The 23,293-nt window shown below is 55.6% G+C and carries 17 protein-coding genes; 10 read left to right on the top strand and 7 right to left on the bottom strand.

Annotated features, from left to right (window positions below):
• Positions 1–295: 295 nt before the first annotated feature.
• Together Pla52o_RS05110 and Pla52o_RS05105 are read left to right on the top strand one after the other, a co-directional pair.
• On the top strand, positions 296–2,788 hold the full coding sequence (locus tag Pla52o_RS05110) for a DUF1592 domain-containing protein (protein ID WP_146593441.1): 2,493 nt from the start codon (positions 296–298) through the stop codon (positions 2,786–2,788).
• A gap of 24 nt (positions 2,789–2,812) precedes the next feature.
• Positions 2,813–4,156 carry a DUF1552 domain-containing protein gene (locus tag Pla52o_RS05105; RefSeq protein WP_146593440.1) on the top strand — a complete coding sequence of 448 codons (1,344 nt, stop codon included), beginning with the start codon at positions 2,813–2,815 and terminating at the stop codon, positions 4,154–4,156.
• 277 nt (positions 4,157–4,433) lie between these two features.
• Here the strand turns inward: Pla52o_RS05105 and Pla52o_RS05100 are convergent, their stop codons facing one another.
• Positions 4,434–5,372 (bottom strand): tetratricopeptide repeat protein, encoded by a 939-nt coding sequence (locus Pla52o_RS05100; protein WP_146593439.1) that lies wholly within the window; start codon positions 5,370–5,372, stop codon positions 4,434–4,436.
• 380 nt (positions 5,373–5,752) lie between these two features.
• On the opposite strand from Pla52o_RS05100, the gene leuS reads away from it, so the two are divergent.
• The gene (gene leuS, locus Pla52o_RS05095) at positions 5,753–8,599 is read left to right on the top strand and encodes a leucine--tRNA ligase (protein WP_146593438.1); all 2,847 of its coding nucleotides are present in this window, start codon (positions 5,753–5,755) and stop codon (positions 8,597–8,599) included.
• A gap of 94 nt (positions 8,600–8,693) precedes the next feature.
• Here leuS and Pla52o_RS05090 read toward each other — a convergent pair whose 3' ends face one another.
• The 3 genes from Pla52o_RS05090 to ilvN all read right to left on the bottom strand — a co-directional run bounded on the left by Pla52o_RS05090 (position 8,694) and on the right by ilvN (position 10,937).
• Positions 8,694–9,317, bottom strand: a complete 624-nt coding sequence (locus Pla52o_RS05090) for a DUF4254 domain-containing protein (protein ID WP_146593437.1) — start codon at positions 9,315–9,317, stop codon at positions 8,694–8,696.
• Between the two features lie 3 nt (positions 9,318–9,320).
• Positions 9,321–10,325 (bottom strand): ketol-acid reductoisomerase, encoded by a 1,005-nt coding sequence (gene ilvC, locus Pla52o_RS05085; protein ID WP_146593436.1) that lies wholly within the window; start codon positions 10,323–10,325, stop codon positions 9,321–9,323.
• A gap of 69 nt (positions 10,326–10,394) precedes the next feature.
• Positions 10,395–10,937 carry an acetolactate synthase small subunit gene (ilvN, locus tag Pla52o_RS05080; protein WP_146593435.1) on the bottom strand — a complete coding sequence of 181 codons (543 nt, stop codon included), beginning with the start codon at positions 10,935–10,937 and terminating at the stop codon, positions 10,395–10,397.
• Positions 10,938–11,258: 321 nt separating this feature from the next.
• Between ilvN and Pla52o_RS05075 the strand changes: the two genes are divergently transcribed.
• The 3 genes from Pla52o_RS05075 to hemW all read left to right on the top strand — a co-directional run bounded on the left by Pla52o_RS05075 (position 11,259) and on the right by hemW (position 14,287).
• Positions 11,259–12,062, top strand: coding sequence for a segregation and condensation protein A (locus Pla52o_RS05075; RefSeq protein ID WP_146593434.1), 804 nt, complete (start codon positions 11,259–11,261; stop codon positions 12,060–12,062).
• A 219-nt stretch (positions 12,063–12,281) separates the two neighbouring features.
• Positions 12,282–13,121 (top strand): MBL fold metallo-hydrolase, encoded by an 840-nt coding sequence (locus Pla52o_RS05070; RefSeq protein WP_146593433.1) that lies wholly within the window; start codon positions 12,282–12,284, stop codon positions 13,119–13,121.
• Positions 13,122–13,123: 2 nt separating this feature from the next.
• On the top strand, positions 13,124–14,287 hold the full coding sequence (gene hemW / locus Pla52o_RS05065; protein WP_146593432.1) for a radical SAM family heme chaperone HemW: 1,164 nt from the start codon (positions 13,124–13,126) through the stop codon (positions 14,285–14,287).
• Between the two features lie 221 nt (positions 14,288–14,508).
• Here the strand turns inward: hemW and Pla52o_RS05060 are convergent, their stop codons facing one another.
• Positions 14,509–14,982, bottom strand: a complete 474-nt coding sequence (locus Pla52o_RS05060; RefSeq protein WP_146593431.1) for a hypothetical protein — start codon at positions 14,980–14,982, stop codon at positions 14,509–14,511.
• Between the two features lie 96 nt (positions 14,983–15,078).
• Positions 15,079–16,116, bottom strand: coding sequence for an aldo/keto reductase (locus Pla52o_RS05055; RefSeq protein ID WP_146593430.1), 1,038 nt, complete (start codon positions 16,114–16,116; stop codon positions 15,079–15,081).
• A 196-nt stretch (positions 16,117–16,312) separates the two neighbouring features.
• On the opposite strand from Pla52o_RS05055, the gene Pla52o_RS05050 reads away from it, so the two are divergent.
• The 4 genes from Pla52o_RS05050 to Pla52o_RS05035 all read left to right on the top strand — a co-directional run bounded on the left by Pla52o_RS05050 (position 16,313) and on the right by Pla52o_RS05035 (position 22,367).
• Positions 16,313–17,212: an alpha/beta hydrolase gene (locus tag Pla52o_RS05050; protein ID WP_146593429.1), complete on the top strand. Its 900-nt coding sequence runs from the start codon at positions 16,313–16,315 to the stop codon at positions 17,210–17,212.
• A 338-nt stretch (positions 17,213–17,550) separates the two neighbouring features.
• Entirely contained in the window at positions 17,551–18,726 is a 1,176-nt protein-coding gene (locus Pla52o_RS05045; RefSeq protein ID WP_146593428.1) for a 3-dehydroquinate synthase, read from the top strand.
• 532 nt (positions 18,727–19,258) lie between these two features.
• Positions 19,259–20,638, top strand: coding sequence for a BamA/OMP85 family outer membrane protein (locus Pla52o_RS05040; protein WP_231612088.1), 1,380 nt, complete (start codon positions 19,259–19,261; stop codon positions 20,636–20,638).
• Entirely contained in the window at positions 20,628–22,367 is a 1,740-nt protein-coding gene (locus tag Pla52o_RS05035; protein WP_231612087.1) for a BamA/OMP85 family outer membrane protein, read from the top strand. Before Pla52o_RS05040 ends, Pla52o_RS05035 begins: the two co-directional genes overlap by 11 nt.
• A 112-nt stretch (positions 22,368–22,479) precedes the next feature.
• Here Pla52o_RS05035 and Pla52o_RS05030 read toward each other — a convergent pair whose 3' ends face one another.
• Positions 22,480–23,157 (bottom strand): HAD family hydrolase, encoded by a 678-nt coding sequence (locus tag Pla52o_RS05030; protein WP_146593427.1) that lies wholly within the window; start codon positions 23,155–23,157, stop codon positions 22,480–22,482.
• Positions 23,158–23,293 lie beyond the last annotated feature (136 nt).

The raw sequence follows: 23,293 nt of genomic DNA, 5'->3' as shown, positions 1-23,293 counted from the left end.
TCCCCTGAAAAACCGCCCCCCACCCATGAACAAAACAATGCTCCAAACGTGGGGCAGCCCCTCCAACACCGGGAATTAAGGTGGATTCGTGCTGCGAATCCCGTACAATACTAGCAGTGCGTCCCTGAAAACGCTCCCTCCACACTTTCCCCCCTTCCCTCAAGCGAATCGCCATTGGTTTCCCGAGACCAAGGCAATCCCTTCCGCCCCCCTCGTCGTCCCGCCGACACAACGCCCCGCCGACACCAGCGTGCGGGTCGCTTGCGAAGTCCTTCCCAACGCCCCCCAAAGTGCCTTGCATTCTTTCTCCATCCCACGCCGCATCGTCGTGCTGTTATTGAGCATGATGCCCTTCCTTTCGGTGACGCCGCGCGCGTCAGCGGAGGAAGACTCAGCGCACCGCGAACTTCAACGTTCCCTTGAACAGTGGCAACAAACCGGTTGGCCGCTGATCGAGCGATTGTGTTTGGATTGCCACGGTTCCGAGGATGGTGATGCTGGCTTGAATCTGAAGTATTACAAGGATGCCCAATCCATCGACACGGACCTCGGTTCGGTGGAACGGGTACTCGAAATCGTCCGATTTGGCGCGATGCCCCCCGACGATGCCGATCAACCGAGCGAACAGGAGCGGGCCGCATTAGTCGATTCGCTCGAACAGATCCTCTACAGCGTCGCATGCAACTCGCAACATCGTCCCAGCAACGCGACCACTCGCCGATTGAATCGGTCCGAATACAACAACACGATTCGCGATTTGTTTGAGATTGACCTGCGCCCCTCCGATGCATTTCCATCGGACGAGGTCGGTGGCGGCTTTGACAACAACGGCGACGTACTGTCATTGTCCCCTTTGTTGATGGAGAAATACTTCGCAGCCGCAGAGTCGGTCGCAGCACGCGTGATCGTGGACCCCGCGACGCTACCAAAACTCAATGCTGAGATTGCCAGCGACCAGTTCCATGTACGAGGGGATGCGAAGACCGGAAGCTTTTTTGGTCGTTTCCTGAGCCCAGACGCATACGCTTGGGCCGAAGTCGAGATCCCCGTTGATGGGACGTACACAGTTCAGTTCTATGGAGGGGCCAGCAACGAAAAGGCGGCCCCCGTTACGTTTGGTCTTTTCGATACCAACGGCGTCTTGTTGACGAAATACGAACTGGGCCACTTCGGCACTGGGGGCGGAAGCAAAAACAAAAAAGCAAACCTTGTTCTTAAGAAGGGATTGAACCGATTCCTGATCGAGGTGGTTGCCAAGGATGCCGTTGTAGGCGAAGCGAAATCACCCCACATCGACGACTTAACCGAAGAAGTCATTGCGAAACAGCGTGCCGAAAAAACGACATTGAAGCCGAGCGGCAAGTTTGAGAAGGAAAAGTACCCTCACTTAGTCCGGCGACTTCGATTCAATGGCCCCCATGGCTCACGCAAAGACGAACTACCCGCGTCGCACTTGAAGATCGTTCGTAAGGAAGCCAGCTATGATGGAGGCAAGAAGAAATGGAAAAACGTAACCGAAGCGGCGGCCGAATGTCTCAAACCGTTGATGCGTCGTGCCTTTCGCGGCCCGGTGACGGACGACGAGGTTAAGCGATTCGCATCGCTGGTCGAAGTGGCGACAGAGCGAGACGAAAGTTACTACCGTGGATTACAGATCGCGATTACGGGGATCTTGATGTCGCCGCGATTTTTGTTTCGAGTGGAAACGCCCGGCGATCAAGCCCCAGAAAACTCCGATGCATCGGAGCAAGCTAAAACACCTGAATCGAAGCTGACGCAGCACCAACTTGCCACTCGATTGTCCTACTTTTTGTGGAGCAGTACGCCCGACGAAGCGCTGCTGAGTGACGCCGACCAAGGAAAGTTGCAAGGCAAGGTCATCGACGATCATGTTCGCCGCATGCTTAAGGATGATCGTGCCAAATCGTTGGGATCCGAGTTCGCCGCTCAATGGCTTGGACTTCGCAATCTAACGGGGCATGAAGCCGACGAGAAATTGTTTCCCAAATACGATTCGTCACTGGCCGCGGCGATGTCCGAAGAAACCGAACGATTGTTCCTGCATCTCGTTCGCGAGAACCGTCCCGCTCACGAATTGCTAACCGCTGACTACACCTTCCTCAATCCGCAACTGGCTCGTTTTTACCAAGTCGAACACAGCGGCAAGGAACAATTCGAGCGTGTCTCACTCACCGCGACGCCTCGCCGTGGGGTGCTGTCCCACGCGAGTGTATTGACGTTGACGAGTAACCCCAATCGCACCTCTCCGGTACAGCGTGGGAAATGGATCCTTGAAAACATCCTCGGCACTCCTCCCCCAGAACCGCCGGTCGGCGTTCCCGAGCTCGAAGAGTCGAAAACGGCTGACGCAAACGCATCGTTCCGCGAACAGCTCGAAATCCATCGTGCGGATCCCGCGTGTGCCGCATGCCATCGGGTGATGGATCAACTCGGTTTTGGATTAGAGCAATTTGATGCGGTGGGTCAATTCCGCCCCTCCACTCCCCAATCCAACATCGACGCATCGGGCGAACTGCCCGGTGGTCGTCGATTTTCCGGAGCGGCCGAACTCGCCGAGGTACTCGGCAACAGCGAAAAAGATGTCTTTGCGAGAACGACCATTCGCCGCTTGCTGACCTTTTCGCTCGGTCGCGAATTGTCGCCAACGGACCGCTGCGTGATCGAATCGATTGCGAACACCACCGCCACCGATGGCTACCGGTTTACCGACGTGATCCTAGAAGTCGTGCGAAGCCGCCCGTTTCAAAACCAGTTACGTTCCAATTAAAATCAATTCTTCGGAGGAGAAACAATGAGCCAGCCACTAAGTCGACGAACCATGCTTCGCGGCGCGGGACTTGCGATCGGTCTACCGCTGCTTGAATCGATGACTCCCGTTGCACGCAGCGTGTTTGCAGCCACCGGCCCTCCATCGTCACAGGATGAAACGCCCGTGCGAATGGCCTGTGTGTTCTTCCCCAACGGCGCGATCATGTCGGATTGGAAACCGACCGGAAGCGGCGACGATTGGCAACTCTCTCCCACGCTGAAGCCGCTCGAAGCGTTCAAGTCGAAGATCAATGTGATCTCGGGTCTGGCGCATGACAACGGCCGGGCACACAAAGACGGTGCCGGCGACCACGCCCGCGGTGGTTCCACCTTCTTGACCGCCGCGCGCCCCGTCAAGACGAGCAGCAACATCAAACTCGGCATCTCGGTCGATCAAGTCGCAGCCAACCAATTGGTCGGAAAAACAACGCTGCCATCAATCGAACTAGGGCTCGTCGGCAGCCGCAATGCAGGCAGCTGCGACAGCGGATATGGCTGTGCGTACTCGTCCAATGTCTCGTGGCGTAGCGAGTCACAACCGATGCCAAAGGAAGTCAACCCGCGAATGGCATTCGAGCGGATGTTCAATCGCGGCAGTGACGCAGCGAGAAAAGAACGCGACTTCTATCGCAAAAGTATCCTCGATGTCGTCGCCGAAGATGCCAAGCGGATCATGAAGAATGTGGGCCGGTCCGACCAACGCAAACTGGACGAATACTTCTCCAGCATCCGTGATATCGAATCCCAAATCGAACGCAGTGAACAAGCCGACCGTGCCGCAATGCCTGATCTTGAAGTCCCCTTTGGGCGAGTCGAGGCGTTCCGCGAACATGCGAGATTGATGTACGACATCATGGCGGTCGGGTTCCAAACCGACACCACACGCGTTGCCACCTTGATGCTCGATTCTGCGGGCGGGAGTCGCCGCTATTCCGAAATCGATATCAAGGAAGGGCATCACCAACTCAGTCACCATCGCAACCAAGAAGACCAAGTCGAAAAACTCAAACGAATCGACCATTACCTCGTCGAGCAATTCGAATACTTCCTGAAGCGACTGGACTCCATCCAGGAAGGCACCGGAACCCTATTGGATCAATCATTGGTGCTGTACGGCAGCGGCCTTAGCGACGGCAACCGCCACCGACACGAAGACTTGCCGATCGTGCTCGCCGGCGGCGCGGGCGGAAAGATTCGCACCGGTCGGTACATCGAGCCCAAGACCGAACGGCCGATGGCAAACCTGTTCCTCTCGATGCTCGACTGCATGGGAACGCCTGCGGAGTCGATCGGGGACAGTACCGGACGACTCGAGGAACTGGCCTAAGCGGCACGACCGCTTGCCGTGTGGTTTTTCCCATTGCGCAACCCCCTCTCGTAAGGGAGGGTCCGATGCGAGAGCGACCGGGGAGGCCGAAAGGATTGAAAAAGTAAAATTGACAATTTTAAATTGAACAATAAAGCGTAGGAAAACGGACCCGCGACTCGCGATGCATCCTCGCGTCATCCAATTTAAAATTTTCAGTTTGCAATTTTACCATTTTCAATGGTTCCCACCGCTTGCCTCCATCGTTTGCCTCGAGCGCACTCGCCCGCAACCGCCGCTACGAACGGGTCAGGAACCAACCTTCGGGTGGATCCGGTAGATTGAAGGCCTCGTGATATTGCCGCTGGGTTTGTTCAATCCAGACCAATGTCTGCTGGTACATCGGCAGCGGGTATTGCCGTACCGCCTTTCTGGCCAACTGCTTCGCCAGCGAGAAGTCCTGCGAAGCTGCGGCAGCCAACGCCAAGTTATGCGTTGCCGCAGCCTGCATCGGGTGCTGCTCGGCGGCCCTGGTCCAGTACGTCGTCGCTTGTTGCCAATCACCTTGCTTCGCTGCCGCGTTGCCACGCCGCACATCGGCTCGACCGGGCGTCAGCAAGGGGACCGCCAACGAGACCCTCTGGTGCGCAAGTGACGGCGAAAACAAGCGATGCGTTTCTCGCACCGCAGCGGCAACCAATTGCTCATCGGGGTCTGAGAGGAGCGCGAGCTCAGGATATCGCTCGATCGCAGTCGATCGCTCCACGACCACCGGTGTTCCGGCCGAAGCCTGATGAGCATCGATCGCCGTCAATCGCCAAGAGATCGCCAAGAGATCGGGATCAGTTGGTCGCACTCCATGCGTTCGTTCGGAGAGAACCTCCCCACGCAAAATGTAGTCGTAGCCCTCGCGTCGGGCGACCGAGGCGAGCGCCACGTCACTGGACTGGTCCTCGGTGGCGGCGACCAAACGAATCGGAGACTTGGGTTGCAACGTTTCGGAATCAACGAGCTCGAACTCGCGGCCCTGATCATGAGGAGCCGATGCGATCAATTTTTGTTGAACTTGCTTTGCGATCTCGGCAGGTCCGACCACCTGGGAAACCGCCACTCGCTTGCCCACCGTCGATTGTAGCCCCGGAGGCGTCCAAACAGCGATCGGAGCGTACGTACGACAGCCGACGCCAAGGGCGATCCCTGTGCAAATGACGGTCAGACGAAGCAGATGAAGTCTCATGATGGTTGCTCTGTAGCCATTGCATGGGGGGAGCGTCAACGGCGAAATCCCAATCGCAAAGCCGCCGCCGCTTGCCATCTCACTCCCGCAGCGGCAAGCGAACTGAAATCAAGGTTTTTCGGTCCACCTTTCATCCGCCCCTGTATTTCCTAGAATTCTCCCTTTGAGCTTGTTGAAATCGTTTGAAAAGAACTTGCGGCGGGTCCAATCCCCCCTCCCGCCGATTCATAAATCGCCGTTAAAACGGGGAATGACCGAATCGGATCCGCCAACAGTACGGAGCAAAGCTCTTTCCCAACGATTTCTTCGTCCCAAGTTTTAGTGCCGATGCACGACTCTTCGACAGCCAGACTCCCCCCCTTACGCCAAAGCTAAATTCCATGCCTCGCTATAATCCCGCCGAAATCGAACCTCGCTGGCAAGCCTATTGGGAACAAAACCGCACCTTCGCTACACCGGAGCATCCGACCGGGAAGAAAAGGTACGTTTTGGACATGTTTCCCTACCCCAGTGGCGACGGATTACACGTTGGGCATCCCGAAGGCTATACCGCGACCGATATCATTTCGCGTTTTGCGAGACTTCGAGGCGAAAGCGTGCTGCACCCGATGGGCTTTGACGCATTCGGCTTGCCCGCCGAGGAACACGCGATCAAAACAGGCGAACACCCGCGTTTGCAGACCCAAAAAAACATCGATAATTTCACGCGTCAGCTAAAGATGCTCGGCTTTAGCTACGACTGGGATCGCGTGTTGGCGACCACCGATGAAGACTACTTTCGCTGGACTCAGTGGATTTTCCTGGTCCTCTACGACACATGGTTTGACAGCGAAGCGCAAAAGGGGCGTCCGATCGCAGAATTGCCTATCCCCGTGGAGGTCGAGGCCCAAGGCGAAGTGGCGATCGCCGCCTATCGCGACTCCCAACGCTTGGCATATCAAGACGACGCGCTGGTGAATTGGTGCCAAGAACTCGGCACCGTGCTTGCCAATGAAGAGGTGATTGATGGCAAAAGCGATCGGGGTGGCTATCCGGTCAAACGCATCCCGCTGCGGCAATGGATGCTCCGCATTACCGCTTACGCGGAACGCTTGGCGGCGGGACTCGACGATCTCGATTGGCCCACCGGAATCAAAAAGCTACAAACCGATTGGATCGGACGCAGCACGGGTGCGGAAGTCGACTTTTATGTCGGCCAAGCAGACCAGTTTGAAGCCTGGAAAGCGGCGAGAACCAAGAACGCCTTTCCCGCCGAATCGGGCGACGATGCCCTACGCGTCTACACGACACGCCCCGATACGTTGTTTGGTGCCACGTATATGGTCGTTTCACCTGAACACCCATTAGTCGATCGCTTGACCACGCCTGCGCAATCCGAAGCGGTCCATGCGTATCGTGAGAAAGCCTCGTTCAAGAGCGATCGCGAACGGACCGAAGGCGACAAGGTGAAAACAGGCGTCTTCACCGGATCGACAGCGATCAATCCCGTCAATGGCGAATCGATTCCGATTTGGGTCGCGGACTACGTGCTTGCCGGTTACGGAACCGGTGCCATCATGGCGGTCCCCGCCCACGATGAACGGGACTTTGAATTTGCCCAACAATTTGATTTGAAGGTCATCCCTGTCGTGGATCCAGATGCCGACGATCCTAACCGCGATGCGATCCTGGCCGGTAAAGCCTGTTTCGCCGCGCAAGGAACCGCCATCAACAGCGCTCAGTTCAACGGCCAAACGACCCAGGAAGTCAAAACCGCTGTGACCACTTGGTTGTCGGAAACGGGGCAAGGCAGTGAAGCGGTTAACTTCAAACTTCGCGATTGGTTGTTCAGCCGCCAACGATTTTGGGGCGAACCGTTCCCAATTCTCCACGAGGTGGATGAGAACGGCGACGCGACCGGAATCAAACGAGCGGTCGATACCTCGGAACTGCCCGTGCGTTTACCCGATTTGAAAGATTACAAACCGCACGGGCGGCCCGAACCCCCATTGGCCAAAGCCGATGAGGATTGGTTGTACGTGACGATCGACGGCAAACGCTATCGCCGCGAAACCAACACGATGCCACAGTGGGCAGGTTCGTGCTGGTATTACTTGCGATACATCGATCCGAAAAACGATCACGCGATGATCGATCCGGAGAAAGAAAAGCAATGGATGCCTGTCGACCTGTATGTCGGAGGTGCCGAGCATGCGGTCCTGCACTTGTTGTACTCGCGATTTTGGCACAAGGTCCTTTACGACCGCGGACACGTTAGCACGCCGGAACCGTTTGGACGACTCGTCAATCAAGGCATGATCCTTGGTTCGCCTCAATACCACATGAGCGATGAAGACTACCAAGCGGCGAAGACGGACTTGGATCAAAAAGGGATCCGAGGCGATCGTGCCGAAGACGGAGAGAAAGTTTCGATCATCCTCAAGCATTCCGATGACTCCGATCTCAGCGATGACGAAACGGAAAAACGCAAAGGGCAAACGTTCTTGGCGGGCACCGACTTCAAAGTCCTGGCAAAAGCCGACAAAATGTCTAAAAGCCGCGGCAACGTCGTCAATCCCGATACCGTCGTGAAAGATTACGGCGCCGATGCATTGCGATTGTACGAAATGTTCATGGGACCACTCGAAGCCACCAAGCCATGGTCGATGGACGGTGTCGGCGGAGTCCGTAATTTCTTGGACCGCGTCTGGCGAATGATCGTTGATCAAGACGCCGACGAAGTGGCGTTGTGCGACGCCATCACCGACAAACCGTGTGACGAAGCACAATTGCGAACCCTCCATCAAACGATTCGCAAGGTCACCGAAGATACCGAAGCGATGAGCTTCAATACCGCAATCGCTCGCATGATGGAGTTCACAAACTTCTTCACACGATCCGAGCAGCGTCCGATCGAAGCGATGAAGTCCTTTCTGATCCTGCTGTCGCCCTACGCTCCCCACTTGGCCGAAGAGCTCTGGATGCTGCTCGGCGGTCAAGGCGCTGTCGCAAACGCAACTTGGCCCGAATGGGACGAAGCGGCGCTGGCCCAAAGCAGCATTGAGATCCCGGTTCAAATCAACGGAAAGATCAAATCCAAGATCAATGTTTCCCCCGACGCGAACAAGGATCAATTAATTGAAATTGCCTTGGGGGATCCCAAAGTGGCCGAACAGCTCGAGGGTAAAACGATCGTCAAACAGATTGTCGTCCCCGGCCGGTTGGTGAACTTGGTTGTCAAAGGATAGGACAGCGTCACTCCAAACGAGTTTGTCAGGAGGTGTTGCGGCGCGGTGAAACACCCTCCCTGTTGGGAGGGTCGGACGCGTTAGCAACCGGGGACTACGATTGTCGCGATGCGTTGTAGATGGCTGGGTTGAGCGACGCATCGTTATACATCTTCAACTGGCGGTACGTCTGATGGCGTTTTCGCCCGGCAAACAGATCGTCGAACAATTGCTGTAACGAAAACGACAAATCCGCGTGCTGCGTTTTGCAAACCGCCAATCGCTGGAGCACCTTTTTCCGATGCTCCTCTTCGACATCCATGCGATCACATTGTTCGCCGTAATGGAAAATACGTAGCGACATGATCGACAAACGATCGATCACACTGCCAGGAGTTTCGGTATTGATCGCGGCATCGGATGCAACCGTAATACCAGAGGCCCGAATAAGTTCGGAGATAGCGTCATCGACGTCTTCGATCAAATCATTACGCCGTTGATTTAACCCGTCGATCGCCCGTTTCACCCCGGCGATCTCAACGTCGGTCGCAGCGGGGTTTCGTGCCTTATCCTCTTCGTGCCACAAACAGAAGTTCATGGCATGTTGTTGACAAACGAGACCTTCAAGTCCCGTGAACCGATTGTCGACCGGTTCGGCATGCCAGCGCCGAACCGCATCGATCTGCATCTGCGTCAGCTTGGCAACGTTCGGCGTTGACAAGTGATCTGACGCCGCCATGGATCAAACTTCCTTTTCGTCGATCCAAGTCATCATGCGGCGAAGACCGCGGCCGACTTGTTCAACACCATGTTCGCGTTCGCGACGACGGGTTGCTTTGAAGAACGGTGCACCGGCACGGTTTTCGGAGATCCATTTGCGAGCGAATTCACCACATTGGATTTCATTCAAAACTCGCTTCATTTCGGCCTTGGTTTCCGGCGTAATGATACGAGGACCGCTGACGTAATCGCCATACTCTGCGGTGTTACTAATGCTGTAACGCATGTAGCTCAAACCACCTTCGTACAACAAATCGACGATCAACTTCAATTCGTGCATGCACTCGAAGTAGGCCATCTCAGGTTGGTAACCCGCTTCGACCAACGTTTCAAAACCGGCTTTGACAAGCTCGCTCACGCCGCCGCAAAGTACCACCTGCTCGCCGAACAGATCGGTTTCGGTTTCTTCCGCGAACGAAGTCTCGATCACTCCGCCGCGCGTTCCGCCGATTCCCTTGGCGTACGCCAAACCAATCTGCTTGGTCGCTTCGGAGGCGCCTTCGCCCAAGGCGATCAAACAAGGGACACCGCCCCCTTTTACATATTCGCTGCGGACCAAGTGCCCAGGGCCCTTAGGAGCGACGAGCAAGGTATCGATTCCCTTGGGTGGCTGGATCTGGCCAAAGTGGATGTTGAAACCGTGCGAGCACATCAACACGTTGCCCGGCTTCAAGTTGGGCTCGATGGAGTCGCGATAAATGTCGCCTTGAACTTCATCGGGAAGAAGGATGTTGATGACATCTGCTGCCTTGGTTGCGTCTTCAATCGACATTGGCTCGAAGCCGTGCGAAACAGCCAAGTCGTAGTTAGCCGAACCAGGACGTTGTCCAATGATGACGTTGCATCCGCTGTCGCGAAGGTTCTGAGCTTGCGCGTGGCCTTGCGAACCGTAGCCAAGGATTGCAACCGTTTTGCCCTTCAGGTGAGACAAATCGGCATCATTTTCGTAGTAAATCGTAGCAGCCATAGCAGCGTTCAAATCTTTGGGTAGTAAAGTAAAGAGGGAGATTTTTTTTCGGGAGCTAACGGTCGGTCACTATACGGTGACAACCTTTGCCGAGGCAGCCTTGGTCCGGGGCAATTCGCTATCGCTGCGAATCATCGCGATCCGACCGGTGCGAGCCAGTTCCGTGATTCCATAGGGCCGCATTCGTTCGATGAACGCTTGGACTTTGTTTTCGCGGCCGCTGATTTCAACCATCAATTCATCGAGGCCCACGTCGACGATCTTGGCTCGAAAAATATCGACCAGTTCGCGAATCTCGCTGCGTACCGGTCCAGCGGGTGCTTTGATTTTCATCAACAACAAATCACGCTCGACGAAATCACGGCTGCTGACGTCGAGTACTTGCACGACCGTGACAATTTTTTCCAGCTGTTTGCCGACTTGTTCCAGCACGCGATCGTCTCCCACGACGACAAACGTCATGCGAGAAAGATGCTTGTCTTCGGTTTCGCCGACCGCTAACGAATCGATATTGTATCCGCGCGAGGCAAGCATGCCGGAAATGTGAGCCAGAACGCCTGGCACGTTTTGAACAAGTGCACTAAGCACGTGTCGCTGGTTGTCTTTGCTCATCAGATGGGGGGTGTCGTCATCTACGAGGATTTGGATTGGACCGCTTTGTCGAGCCCAGTATGATAATTTTGAGGGCAAAAACCAACAAGGGCGTTAGCGTCGAGATCGGCGCTGAAAGATCGCGGGTGCCGAGATCGTGTTCGTCGTTGGCTCCTCCCTCCGTTACGAAGAGTGAAATACACTGCAAATGACAACAAAAACGTCTCTAGAGTGATCGCTCCTGCTAAGCTAATCTGAGAATTCAGTCCTTTTTTTATCTCCTCACGCTCGTCCACGCTCTCATTTCGGCGCGCTGGCACGCGTCAAGGCCTCGGCAAAACCATGAATTTCCGTGTCGAATTGCCAGCATACCGAGGGCCTCTCGACCTGTTGCTCTATTTGGTTCGCCGCCAAGAGGTGGCGTTACCCGAGATGTCGCTCGCCAAAATTGTCGACCAATACCTCGGCTACATGGACATCTTGCAGGAATTGGACCTGGGCGAAGTGGGCGATTTCCTCGATTTGGCCTCCACGCTGGTGGAGATGAAGAGCCTCGCGGTCCTTCCCAAAATTGTCGAAGAAGCCGAGGAAGAAGAGATCCTCGACCCCCAATCCGAATTAATCGAGCGATTGCTTCAGTACAAAGAGATTCGCGATGCCGCCTCGATTCTCGATGAAATGGGGCAACGTTGGCAGCAGCGTTATGAACGGATGTCCGACGACCTTCCCAGCCGCAGGGTCGATTTAGGCGACCAACCGATCATCGATCTCGAAATCTGGGATTTGGTTAGTGCGTTCGGGCGAATCATGCGTGAAGCCGCCGGTCCGCCTCCCACCGAAGTCGTCTACGACGACACCCCGATTCACGTTTATATGCAACGGATTCACGATCGTTTGAAATTAGACGAACAAGTTCCGTTGATGGACTTGGTCACCGGCGGCATCCACAAGTCGTCCTTAATCGGTTGGTTCCTCGCCACACTCGAATTGACCCGACACCATGGGGCGGCGGTGGAACAGCGTGAGCATGGCGACATCTATGTGGTACGAACCGCACACTATTCAGACAGTTTGAATGTCAACGAAGTGGACAACTACGGTGCCAAAGCGATTGAAGCGAGCAACATGCCAATCCGCATGCGTTAACGTCGCGAGATGGGGTGAATCTCGTTACCCCCCCCTCGCACGACAGTTTTTTGATCCAAGGTCCACTGCCGGAAAAGACGCCCAGATTTCTTTCGCCGGCGCTCACGGATCTTGGCGGCATGCCATCAATCGTGTCCGGTACAGCAAACCACCCCTTCACGATATCTTGTTCGGGCCTGGACACGTTCCCTCACAATTCGCACTCATTTCTGCGGCCCGATGGTTGAAAACCTTCCCGTTCTAACTCACGTTCACGATGGGCTAACCATCGAAGGCTATTCTCGCGCGGCCGTGCAAACCTATTGGCGTGTGAACGAACTAAAGGTGCTGTTTGATTGTGGCGGGCAACCATGGGATTTCATGGGAACCCCCACCATGTTTATCTCGCACGCCCACCTGGACCACATCGCGGCATTGCCGGCTTACGTTTCTCGCCGACGCATGATGAAGATGGACCCACCGGTGATCTACCTTCCCGATTCTGCGGTCGATACGACTTGGGACATGCTGCAAATGTTTCGGCGACTTGACCGAGGCGCGATGCCATGTGAATTGATCGGCTTGTTGCCAGGTGACGAAACTTCGATCAGCCGCGAGTATATCGTGACATCGCTACCGACCCGCCATACGATTGATTCACTTGGCTTTGTCATTCATCAACGCCGTCACAAATTGAAGCCCGAGTTCCAAGGTCTCCAGGGCGACAAGATCCGAGACCTCAAACTTGCCGGGACCGAGATCACCGAAGAAACTCGCGTCCCGGTGTTTGCGTACACCGGCGACACCTCGCCTCCGGGACTCGACAACAATCCTGTCTTTTACGAAGCCAAGACTCTGGTCAGCGAATTGACCTTCGTCGCCCCCGAACACCGCAAGGAAAAGATCCACAAGCACGGGCATATGCATATCGACGATTACCGACAACGCGCCGATCGGTTTCAAAACGAACTGATCATCGCGTCGCACCTCAGCACGCGTTACAACGACACACAGGTCAAACGGCTTGTGCAAAAGGCGCTTCCTGATGCCATCGGTGGCCGGCTAAAACTGTGGCTCTAACGATGCAAACCAAGCTAGCCCCTAGCGATCCAAACTGGGCGTGGCCGACTTCGCGATCGGCCTACGTCCATGTTCCGTTTTGCCGACATCGCTGCGGCTATTGCAACTTCAGTGTGATCGCCAACCGCGACGAGCTGATGAAACCATTTCTCTCCGCGATCGATCAAGAACTCGCGTCACTTGATCGCCCCGAAATCGACACCCTCTTCTTGGGCGGCGGAACTCCGACGCACCTACCTGTCGCAGAACTCGATTGGCTACTCAAGCAACTCGCCGTTCGATTTGATTTGTCGGAGCATTCCGAGCGAAGTGTGGAAGCGAACCCGGAAGACATCGATGAAGAAAAACTTCGCGTGCTTGCCGACAACGGAATCAATCGCATCAGCCTGGGCGTCCAATCGTTCACCCCTGAAAAGCTAAAGTTGTTGCAGCGAAGTCATTCGGCCGCCCAAGCCGCGGCGGCCATCGAACTTGCCGCGAAGTGGATCGGCAATGTCTCGGTTGATTTGATCTTTGCCGCCCCCGGAGAAAGCGTTTCCGATTGGCAAGCGGATTTACAAACCGCCCTCGATTTACCGATCAACCATCTTTCCACCTATGCGTTGACGTTCGAGAAGGGGACGTCGTTCTGGAACGCAAAACGCCTGGGCCGATTGGAAGGGGTGGACGAGGACGTCGAAGTCGCGATGTACACGCTGACGCGCCAAGTGACTGCTCAACGAGGGATCCATCACTACGAGATTTCAAACTTTGCCAAAGACGGTTTTCGTTGTCGCCACAACCTTGCCTACTGGGAAGGACGAGGCTGGTACGCGGCAGGCCCCGGCGCGGCAAGATTCGTCGAGGGACGTCGTGAAGTCAATCATCGCAGTACCACAACGTATCTTAAGCGAATCGAAAGCAACCAATCGCCCATCGCCGAATCCGAACCGATCACTCAAGAGCAATACGCACGCGAGCGTGCTGCCTTCGGCGTCCGCATGATCGACGGCATCGACTTTGCCAAACTGAGTCGCGAGACTGGCGTCGACCTGTTTACATTGTGTGCCGAGGCAATCGAAACATCGACGCGTGACGGCTTCATTCAACGCCGCGGCGATCATATTTCATTGACCCCACGGGGCATCTTGTTCGCCGACTCAGTCGCATCGGAATTGCTAGGCTAAACGATCCCCAATGGGAGAGGGTGCTTCCGCGTGCAACACCTCCCCAAAACTTGTCTGGGGGAGGTCAGAGCGAGCGTTTAGCTAGCTCTGGGTGGGGTCGCCGGGGTGTTAGAAATGGAGCGTGCAAGTTCAGGGTCACCAGCCCTCCCCGGACGCGGCCCGCGTCCGACCCTCCCAAAAGGGCGGGTGTTTATAAGGGATGCGACGCGGCGATTTCACCGCTATGGCCGATAGCCTGAGCGATCATCATAGCCCCGATCGCGATGATCCCCGTTGCCTTGGGAATGCTCTCTACGATCGGCTTGCCCGTAGGGCACATTGCCGAAGGGAGCATTGCCGTAGGGACCGACATGCATCCCAGCAAACGGGGCTCCCCAGGCGGCATAGGGGACGCTGTAGGGTCGAAACGGATACTGCCATTCACCATAGGGGCGAACGGGATCGCCCCAAGTCTCCACGCGGTGATAGTTGTCCGACGATTGCCCGTAGTTCAAATTGCTGCGAACGTGCGTATAGCCGCTGGTGCGAAAGTTTGCGGATTCGGGAACCGCAGGAGTTGCCGCAGGTTGGAACTGGGCGACGCGTTGCAACGTAACCGGATCGTGGCTGTACTTGCTCGGCAGCGTCAACCAATCCGTGGCACCACAAGTGGTCACGACAATCAGGTTCATCAGGACAATGACGACGTTCTTCATGAACGCCAAAATAGTTCACGTTTTAGAACAATGACGAAAAACGGAGCCCTGAAGTTCGATTTTCTCGAAAATCCCCCATCACAACCGCTCCAATTGCTACAAACGTCGCAATCCGTCCTCGGTCATCGGAGTTGGAATCTCCGCATCGACTTGATCGATGCGTGCCAAGGTTTCGGCGTCCAAAATCAACTCCTTTGCCACTAACGACTCCTTGAGTTGAGCCGTACTTGTCGCCCCAATGATCGTCGAAGCGACAAAATCATGCTGGCGGCTCCAAGCGACCGCCAGCGCCGTAACCGAGGTCCCAATCGACTGGGCGATTTCCTCCATCCGCCGCGCTGTCTCGAGCGTGCGGTCGTTCACGAATCGCTGAGCCATCTTCTTTTGACGCGGTTCACCCTTGAGCAAATAGTCCGTAAAGCGAGCGCCCGCTGGAGGTGTTTGGTTGTACTTGCCCGTCAAAACCCCTCCGCCGAGCGGCGAGTATGGCAGCAGACTCAACTTCTCGTTTCGTAGGACTTGGGCCAACTCACTTTCACAGCGTCGATTGATCAAACTAAAGTTGTTTTGAACGGTTTGGTAACGATCGAGTCCCTGAGCTTCGGCCGTCCACAAACTCTTCATCACGCCCCAACTGGTTTCGTTGCTGCAACCAATCACGCGAACCTTGCCCGCATCCCGCAACTCCGTCAACGCCCCCAGCACTTCTTCGTAGGGCATCCCATGATCGGGCCAATGTGTTTGATAAAGATCGATGTAGTCGGTACCGAGGCGGCGAAGCGAATCATCGCAGGCACGCCGAATTTGATGGCGATCGAGCGAAGTTTTGCCGTAACGCACCGGAGGCTCAAACCATCCATGTCCCGGCCCAGTGACCTTCGTCGCCACCACCATCGACTCGCGTGGCTTGGTTTTCATCCAACGCCCGAAGATCTCCTCCGTGACACCGATCGTCTCCTTGCTGGGAGGCACCGGGTAAATCTCAGCCGCATCGAAAAAATCGATCCCCGATTCGTAAGCCAGGTCACAGATCGCATGACTGGTACTTTCGTCACATTGACTACCAAACGTCATCGTTCCCATACAAATATCGCTGACGACGACACCGCTGCTTCCTAAACGTTTTTTTTGCATCACGATCGGTTCAATGAAGAGAAGAAATGAATATGAATTCGATTTTCGTGAGCGAGATTTAGCGATGCCGCTACGGCACCCAAGGCCTTTTGTGCCATGCCCACGCGAAAAAACGAGTCTAAGCTGCTAAAATAACAAATGACGTTCCAGCGTCCCTCCCCCCAACGCCCCCCTCCATTGGTAACCGAGTCTTTCGATGTGTCGACTTCGTTCACTGCCGGTTTTTGTCGCCTTCGCGATCTGCGTCCTCCCTCCCACTACCGTTGATGCGGAGGAGTACCAACATGGCCCCGATTCGAAAGCGAACGATGCGGTGCCGCATGGGGTGGTGACTCAGCACACTTGGAAGTCAAGCAAGGTATTCGAGGGCACGCAGCGCCGATACAGCGTCTACGTTCCCGCTCAATACGATGGCAAAACGCCCGCCGCTTTAATGGTTTTCCAAGATGGGCACGCCTTTGAAGGCACCACAGGAGACTTTCGCGTCCCGGTCGTGTTTGACAATTTGATCGCCCGTGGCGAGATGCCAGTGACCATTGCGGTCATGATTGACCCAGGGCATAAGGGAGAACTCGCCGAAAAACGCGGCTGGAGCCCCCGACCGAGCAACCGGAGCTTCGAGTACGACACCGTGAGCGGCGACTATGCCGAATTCCTGTTGACGGAAATTCTTCCTGAGCTTGAAAAAGACTATCGAATCACCAAAAACCCTAAACTTCGAGCGATTTGTGGAAACAGTTCGGGGGGGATTTGTGCATTCACCGTCGCTTGGCATCGTTCGGATCAATTCCAAAAAGTCCTTAGCCACATCGGCAGCTTCGTTGACCTCCGCGGTGGCCATAACTATCCGCCGATGATTCGCAAAGCGGAAGCGAAGCCGATCCGTGTCTTGTTGCAAGATGGCGAAAACGATATCGACAACCAATTTGGAAACTGGCCGCTGGCTAATCGCCAAATGGCCAAGGCATTGGCGTTCAAGGATTACGACTACAAATTGGTTTTTGGCACCGGGGCGCACAATGGAAAACATGGCGGCGCGATTTTCCCAGATTCACTCCGTTGGTTATGGCGGGGATGGCAGGATGAAACTTATTAAGCAAGTTGTTAGGTAGATCGCAGGCGAAATGACGGGCGTTCGGCGAGTCGATGGCGCGAGCCCAATGCCGTCACTTTTGTAGCGGCACGGCGCGAACCGCGGGCCTAAGCCGCTCGGCAGGAGCCTTTCGGTATATTAGCCGTTTTGGCGTTAGCCACGGTTCGCACGTTCAACCGGGGCTAACGCCCAAGCGGCTAATGGGATTTCACCCGATCATTCCTGCCTCACTGCTTACCGACTTTATTCCCATCCCCTCTGCAACTAGCGTCTTCGGCTCTGATTGTGATGCCGAAAGAATTTGGCCGCACGTAGCACAAGCAAACCCTTTAAAAATATCCATGCCGAATCGTCTCTCCAATTCAACCGACATTCCCTTCACCGCCTCCTTTGTGCATCGATTGCGGGTCACGGACGATGTCGCTGGCGATGACTTTTCGTTGTTGGTCGATTTACTCGATGGTGGCGACAATGGATCAGCCCGAGTCTTGCTGGTCGCGGAACGATCTGTTGTCCAATCCAGCAACCGAGTCGAGCGAATCGCAGCCCAACTGAAAACCAACGCCGCGATCGACTTGGTCTCGCCGCCCATGGTTCTCGATGGCGGTGAACCGATCAAGAACACGCAAGATGCGGTGGAGGAGATTTTAGCTGAGATCCACGCACGAAACCTCGATCGCCGCAGCTACATCATTGCCGTTGGCGGCGGGGCCATGTTAGATGCAGTCGGCTACGCTGCGGCGATCGCGCATCGCGGCATCCGTTTGGTACGATTGCCCACAACCACGTTGGCTCAAGCCGACTCGGGAGTCGGTGTCAAAAATGCCATCAACTACTTTGACAAGAAGAACTGGATCGGCACGTTTGCCGTTCCCTGGGCCGTGATTAACGATTCGGGACTCCTTGAAACGCTACCGGATCGCGAGTTCCGCAGCGGTTTGAGCGAAGCCGTTAAGGTCGCGTTGCTGAAAGACTCGCAAGAATTTCAGTGGCTGGCGGAACACGCGGGGCAGATTTCCGAGCGTGATCCCGATGCATCACGTCGAGCGATCCATCGCTCGTGTACGCTGCACCTGCAGCATATCACCGCCGGAGGCGACCCCTTCGAAATGCTCGAAGCGCGTCCGCTAGATTTCGGTCATTGGTCTGCCCACAAACTTGAATCGCTCTCCCAGTACCAGATTCGTCACGGCGAAGCCGTTGCGATCGGCGTGGCAATCGACTGCTTGTATTCCTCGCTAAAGTTTGGCCTGCCTCAACAGGACGCCGAACAGGCCATTCAATGCTTGCATGACCTGCGCATTCAGCTTTGGCACCCTTGTCTCGAACCGGTCGATCGATTGATGGAAGGGCTCGAGGAGTTTCGTCAGCATCTTGGCGGACGGCTGACGATCACCATGCTTCGCGGCATCGGGGACCCCATCAACGTCCACGAAATCGACATTGCGGCAATGAAAACCGCGATCAAGACGCTGGGAAAAATCGCGAAAACAAAAGCAATCCCAGCCAATTCTTAGTCTGCACCTCGATTGCGCCGCAAACAGTCGGTCGAGGAAGAACCCTCCCCAGCCGCGCGTAACACCTCCGACAAACTTGGTTGGGGGAGGTCAAAGCGAGCGTTCAGCTAGCTCTGGGTGGGGGCCGACCGCGCTGCAGACCGGCCGTCGTGGAAAAGCCCTCCCAAACGGAAGGGTGTTTCGTCACGCGGCAACACCTCCCTCGCTATCGCCAAGGGGGGCATACAAAACCCCAGCCTCGCCCATTCTCTCGGCACGACTCCTCCGACGCACGCAAACTCTCGGAATTAGTTTCAAATCCGCCTTGTCGTGATAGCGTTCGCATTGGTAGTTACCAATCTTCAAACCGCAAATAGATGGGAAATCAATGGTGCAATGACATTGATGCCATTTCCGAAGCGGAGAAATTCAAGGACGTAACGGTTTTTCCTAAAACGAAACACCTTTTTGTATGACTCGTCGGACTGCTAACCGTATGACTGCTCGAACGCCTCGACGCACGCTGTGCTGTAGTGCCGTCTGCGCCATTTCGATGGCCATACTAATCCCCGTTGCCCTCACGGTATCACCGGCAAACGCACAAATGGGCGGCGGTGGAGGGTTCGGAGGCGGACAGGGTGGCCCCAGTGCGCCAGCCCCAGACACCAAGCCCAAATTCCGCGATCACGTGCGGAGTCGAGATGGGTTGGCGATCCGCCGCGAAAAAGGGGATGCGATCGTTCTAGATGTCTCGGTACGTGGCAACCAAGCCATCGGCACCCACCTGATCCTGCAAAAAATTGAAACTCGTAAAGACCGCTTTTACGATTACGAAACGGTTCTCGGCGACGTCCGACGACTCAACGACATGGGTTCCTTTGATCACGTCACCTTCAAGCTCGACGAGCGTCCTGAAGGAGTCGCGGTAACCTATTTCGTTCACGAGCGTCCGGTGATCACGAAAGTGGTCTTCCACGGCCACCGCGCGCTGAACAACCGCGAGATTCGAAATCGCGCGGGCGTCCAAGCTAACGATCCGTTGAGCGAATTTTCCATCGAATCGGCCCGCCGCCGAATGATCGATTATTATCACGAAGAAGGCTTCAACCAAGTCGCGGTCGATGTCCAAATTGGCTACGAAACCGACCCCGGCGTTGTCATTTTTCGCATCAACGAAGGTCCCAAAGAACGGATCGCCGACATCGTCATCAAGGGTAACACGATCGTTACCGAGGCGAGACTGAAAAAGATTATCACCAGCCGTGGACCAACCGCAGGCATTTTGTCCTACATTGGCAACACCGCCGATTTGGCCAAGATCGACAACGACGTCAACGTGTTGGCGACCTACTACCACAACCTCGGTTTCTTAACGGCCACCGTGGGTCGACGATTAAGCTACGACGAATCTGGCAAATGGATGACCGTCACCTTTGTTGTCAACGAAGGGCCACGGTTCAAAGTCAACGACATTAAAATCGTGGGCAACCAATTCATCACCGAAGAATCGCTTCGCCAACGTCTCTCACTCAAAGCGGGTGACATGTTCGACGGCACCCTGATGCGTCGCGACATCGGCGAAATCACCTACGGTTATGGTGAGCTCGGATTCATTTACGCCGAAGTCGAACCCAAGACGGTCATGCGAGATGAAGCGAACGTCGTCGACCTTGTTTACGAGGTCACCGAAGGCGACATTTGGAAAGTCGGACGCATTTTAGTCAACATCGAAGGCGAACCGCATCTGATGCGTGAGTCGACGATGTTGAACATGGTCGACCTTCGCGAAGGAGACGTCATCGATCGTCGCTCGCTTGAATTAAATCGACGTCGCATTGAACGCAGCCAATTGCTAGAAACCAATCCTCAGATCGCTGATGCTCCCGACATCAAAGTGGTTCCGACCGAAGGTGAGGTTGGCGATGCATACTAAGTTTGAACATCACTCATCCGATGAAGCCGTCCGCATGATGCAATCGATTGAAAAATCCGCACGAAACATTGCGTGCTCGATCGGTGCTGTCGCGCTCGCGGCCACCCTCGGCGGTTGCAACTGTTTTGCGCCCCAATCGCCAAGTTGCTCCCTTCCGTTAGCAGCAAACTCCACGCCAACGGCCACGCTCAACACCTCTCCTGGTTTGGCAACGCAACTGGTTTCGACTCCGAGCGATGCGTCGCTGGTGGGTATCCCGAACACAGCCCCCGATTCCCCCGAGGGTCATTCCCAAGACGGCGATGGGCTGATCCCGGTGCAACCCGACAGCGATCGCTACGTGGCGCGTCAATACCCCAGCACGCCTGCGTACACCTCACCGCCTTCGCTTGCCAATCCGTCTCAAAGCAATAGCGGCGGCAGCGTTTATGGTGCACCGCAGTCGAGCGTTCCGCCCTCGAGTTACGCGCCCTCGACGCAGTACGGAGCCCCATCGTATCCCGACACCACCTTTGGGCCTCCGACGAACACCTTCCCTGGAGCAAGCTATCCTGACTCAGGAACCCTGCTTCCCTATGGTGACGATCCTTACGGTGGCGCGCCCTCGAGCGTGCCGATGCCCACGGTTCGCGAAGCTGACTTGATCATCAACGGGTTCCCGGCCCGAACCGGGCGTATCATGCTCGGCGGTGCCGTCAACAGTGACGCCGGCGTGACCGGTCAGATCACGATCGACGAACGCAACTTCGACATCATGCGTTGGCCTCGATCGTTTCAAGATTTATTCAGCGGGACTGCCTTTCGTGGTGCCGGACAAACCTTTCGCATCGAAATGGCGCCCGGCAGCGACTTTGATCGCTATACGATTAACTTTGCCGACCCCAACCTGTTCGGATACAAACCGGTCAGCATGTCGGTGAGCGGTTTTTTGGTCGACCGACGCTTCAACGATTGGGATGAAGAACGACTCGGCGGTCGCCTCAGTTTCGGTTACCGCATCACACCTGACTTGTCGATTTCGATGGGCGTCAGTGGCCAGAGCGTCGATATCACTCGTCCACGCGTCCGTGGGATCGCTCCCTTAGAAGCCGTGCTTCACGATAACGTCGGTCGCAACGATTTGTACGCGGGTACGATGTCGCTCAAACATGACACTCGCGATAGCCCCATTCAATCAAGCCAAGGGCACTACTTCGAATTCAGTTTTGAACAAGCGTTTGGCGACTTCGATTACTCAAGATTCGAACTGGAATACCGCAAGTATTGGTTGTTATCCCAACGCGCCGACGGCAGCGGACGGCAAACGCTTTCCTACTCCAACCAACTTGGATTCAGTGGCGAAGACACTCCGTTGTTTGAAAACTTTTTCGCCGGGGGTTACGCCACCCTTCGCGGCTTTGACTTCCGCGGTGCAAGTCCGGTGGTCACCAGCCCCAGCGGCAACGTGGAGGTCGGCGGCCGTTTCAAGTTCCTCAATACGGTCGAGTACATGTTCCCGATCACCGCCGACGATGCATTCAAGGGAGTCGCCTTTGTTGACTTCGGAACGGTCGAGTCGGATATTGAACTCCACAAAGATTCATTCCGCGTCGCACCTGGGATGGGGCTTCGCGTCGCGATCCCGATGCTCGGTCCTGCACCGTTGGCATTCGACTTTGCCTACCCCGTCACCAAGGCACCGACGGACGACACAAAGATCTTCAGCTTCTACATGAGTCTGATCCGCTAGCCTCCGCTTTCACCCTCCGGCTTGCGGGAGGGTCGGACGCGTTAGCGGCCGGGGAGGGCTGGTGATACGGAACGTGCACACCCCACTTCCAAACCCCACCCAGAGTCATCGCTCACTCACCGACTAGAATCGGCAACAGCGCCATCAGGTCGGACAAATCGTCGACGACCAACAGCGGTTTTTCGACTTCCAGCGTCTGACGTGAATAACCGCCTGTGCAAACCGCCACCACACTGGCGCCGATCGCATGCCCACAACGGATATCAGCCGGGGTATCGCCAATCACCATGATCCGCTCACAAGCGGCCTCGCCCGACTCGCTGCGGATCATTTCGCGGGCCCGGCGAGCCAAGTCGTCGCGATGCAGGTCGCTATCGCCGCCGACGATCCAGCGAACATAGTGCCGCAACCCAAAATGATCCAATTTGTGGTGCGCCGTCTCGACTAAATTGCCCGTCATCACGCTGACGCACACTCGCGCGTCCGTCGCCAACCGCTCTAACAACTCAATCACCCCCGGCAACACCGTCCCACCGCGCTGCTGCAACATCAGTGGCAGTAAGGAAATGTAGCGATTTTGCAAACGCGCTCGATTCGATTCGTTTGGCTCTAAACCGTTCAAAATCAGCAATTCATCCAAAATGCCTCGATCGGTTCGTCCGGCGTAATCGACGTCGGCCGTCGCGTCGGCTAATTCGAATTCTTGCCGAAGCGCCAACTCAAAAGCCCCTTGCCCCCCGCGGTTGGTCAGCAACAGCGTTCCATCGATATCGAAAAGCAAGGTTCGCATCGGACTGAAAATCTTTGACTTTGTGGAAAAAACGATCGCGAGACAGTTATACAGTGCCGCTAATTTACGGTCTTTCTAACATGCAAATCCAAACTTCACCCTCCCCCTGAGAGGGCCGGACGCGGGAAGCTTCGGG

This window comes from Novipirellula galeiformis (assembly GCF_007860095.1).
Taxonomy (GTDB): domain Bacteria; phylum Planctomycetota; class Planctomycetia; order Pirellulales; family Pirellulaceae; genus Novipirellula; species Novipirellula galeiformis.
Note: the sequence above shows the minus strand (reverse complement) of the source record. Positions and strands in the feature narration are given on the sequence as shown.

Excerpts from the sequence above, each read along its gene's own strand:
- Pla52o_RS05055 (WP_146593430.1), bottom strand. The coding sequence starts at position 16,116 with ATGCAAAAAAAACGTTTAGGAAGCAGCGGTGTCGTCGTCAGCGATATT.
- Pla52o_RS05050 (WP_146593429.1), top strand. The coding sequence starts at position 16,313 with ATGTGTCGACTTCGTTCACTGCCGGTTTTTGTCGCCTTCGCGATCTGC.
- Pla52o_RS05075 (WP_146593434.1), top strand. The coding sequence starts at position 11,259 with ATGAATTTCCGTGTCGAATTGCCAGCATACCGAGGGCCTCTCGACCTG.
- Pla52o_RS05090 (WP_146593437.1), bottom strand. The coding sequence starts at position 9,317 with ATGGCGGCGTCAGATCACTTGTCAACGCCGAACGTTGCCAAGCTGACG.
- leuS (WP_146593438.1), top strand. The coding sequence starts at position 5,753 with ATGCCTCGCTATAATCCCGCCGAAATCGAACCTCGCTGGCAAGCCTAT.
- Pla52o_RS05070 (WP_146593433.1), top strand. The coding sequence starts at position 12,282 with ATGGTTGAAAACCTTCCCGTTCTAACTCACGTTCACGATGGGCTAACC.
- Pla52o_RS05100 (WP_146593439.1), bottom strand. The coding sequence starts at position 5,372 with ATGAGACTTCATCTGCTTCGTCTGACCGTCATTTGCACAGGGATCGCC.
- Pla52o_RS05045 (WP_146593428.1), top strand. The coding sequence starts at position 17,551 with ATGCCGAATCGTCTCTCCAATTCAACCGACATTCCCTTCACCGCCTCC.
- Pla52o_RS05060 (WP_146593431.1), bottom strand. The coding sequence starts at position 14,982 with ATGAAGAACGTCGTCATTGTCCTGATGAACCTGATTGTCGTGACCACT.
- Pla52o_RS05105 (WP_146593440.1), top strand. The coding sequence starts at position 2,813 with ATGAGCCAGCCACTAAGTCGACGAACCATGCTTCGCGGCGCGGGACTT.
- Pla52o_RS05035 (WP_231612087.1), top strand. The coding sequence starts at position 20,628 with ATGCATACTAAGTTTGAACATCACTCATCCGATGAAGCCGTCCGCATG.
- Pla52o_RS05040 (WP_231612088.1), top strand. The coding sequence starts at position 19,259 with ATGGCCATACTAATCCCCGTTGCCCTCACGGTATCACCGGCAAACGCA.
- Pla52o_RS05030 (WP_146593427.1), bottom strand. The coding sequence starts at position 23,157 with ATGCGAACCTTGCTTTTCGATATCGATGGAACGCTGTTGCTGACCAAC.
- hemW (WP_146593432.1), top strand. The coding sequence starts at position 13,124 with ATGCAAACCAAGCTAGCCCCTAGCGATCCAAACTGGGCGTGGCCGACT.
- ilvN (WP_146593435.1), bottom strand. The coding sequence starts at position 10,937 with ATGAGCAAAGACAACCAGCGACACGTGCTTAGTGCACTTGTTCAAAAC.
- ilvC (WP_146593436.1), bottom strand. The coding sequence starts at position 10,325 with ATGGCTGCTACGATTTACTACGAAAATGATGCCGATTTGTCTCACCTG.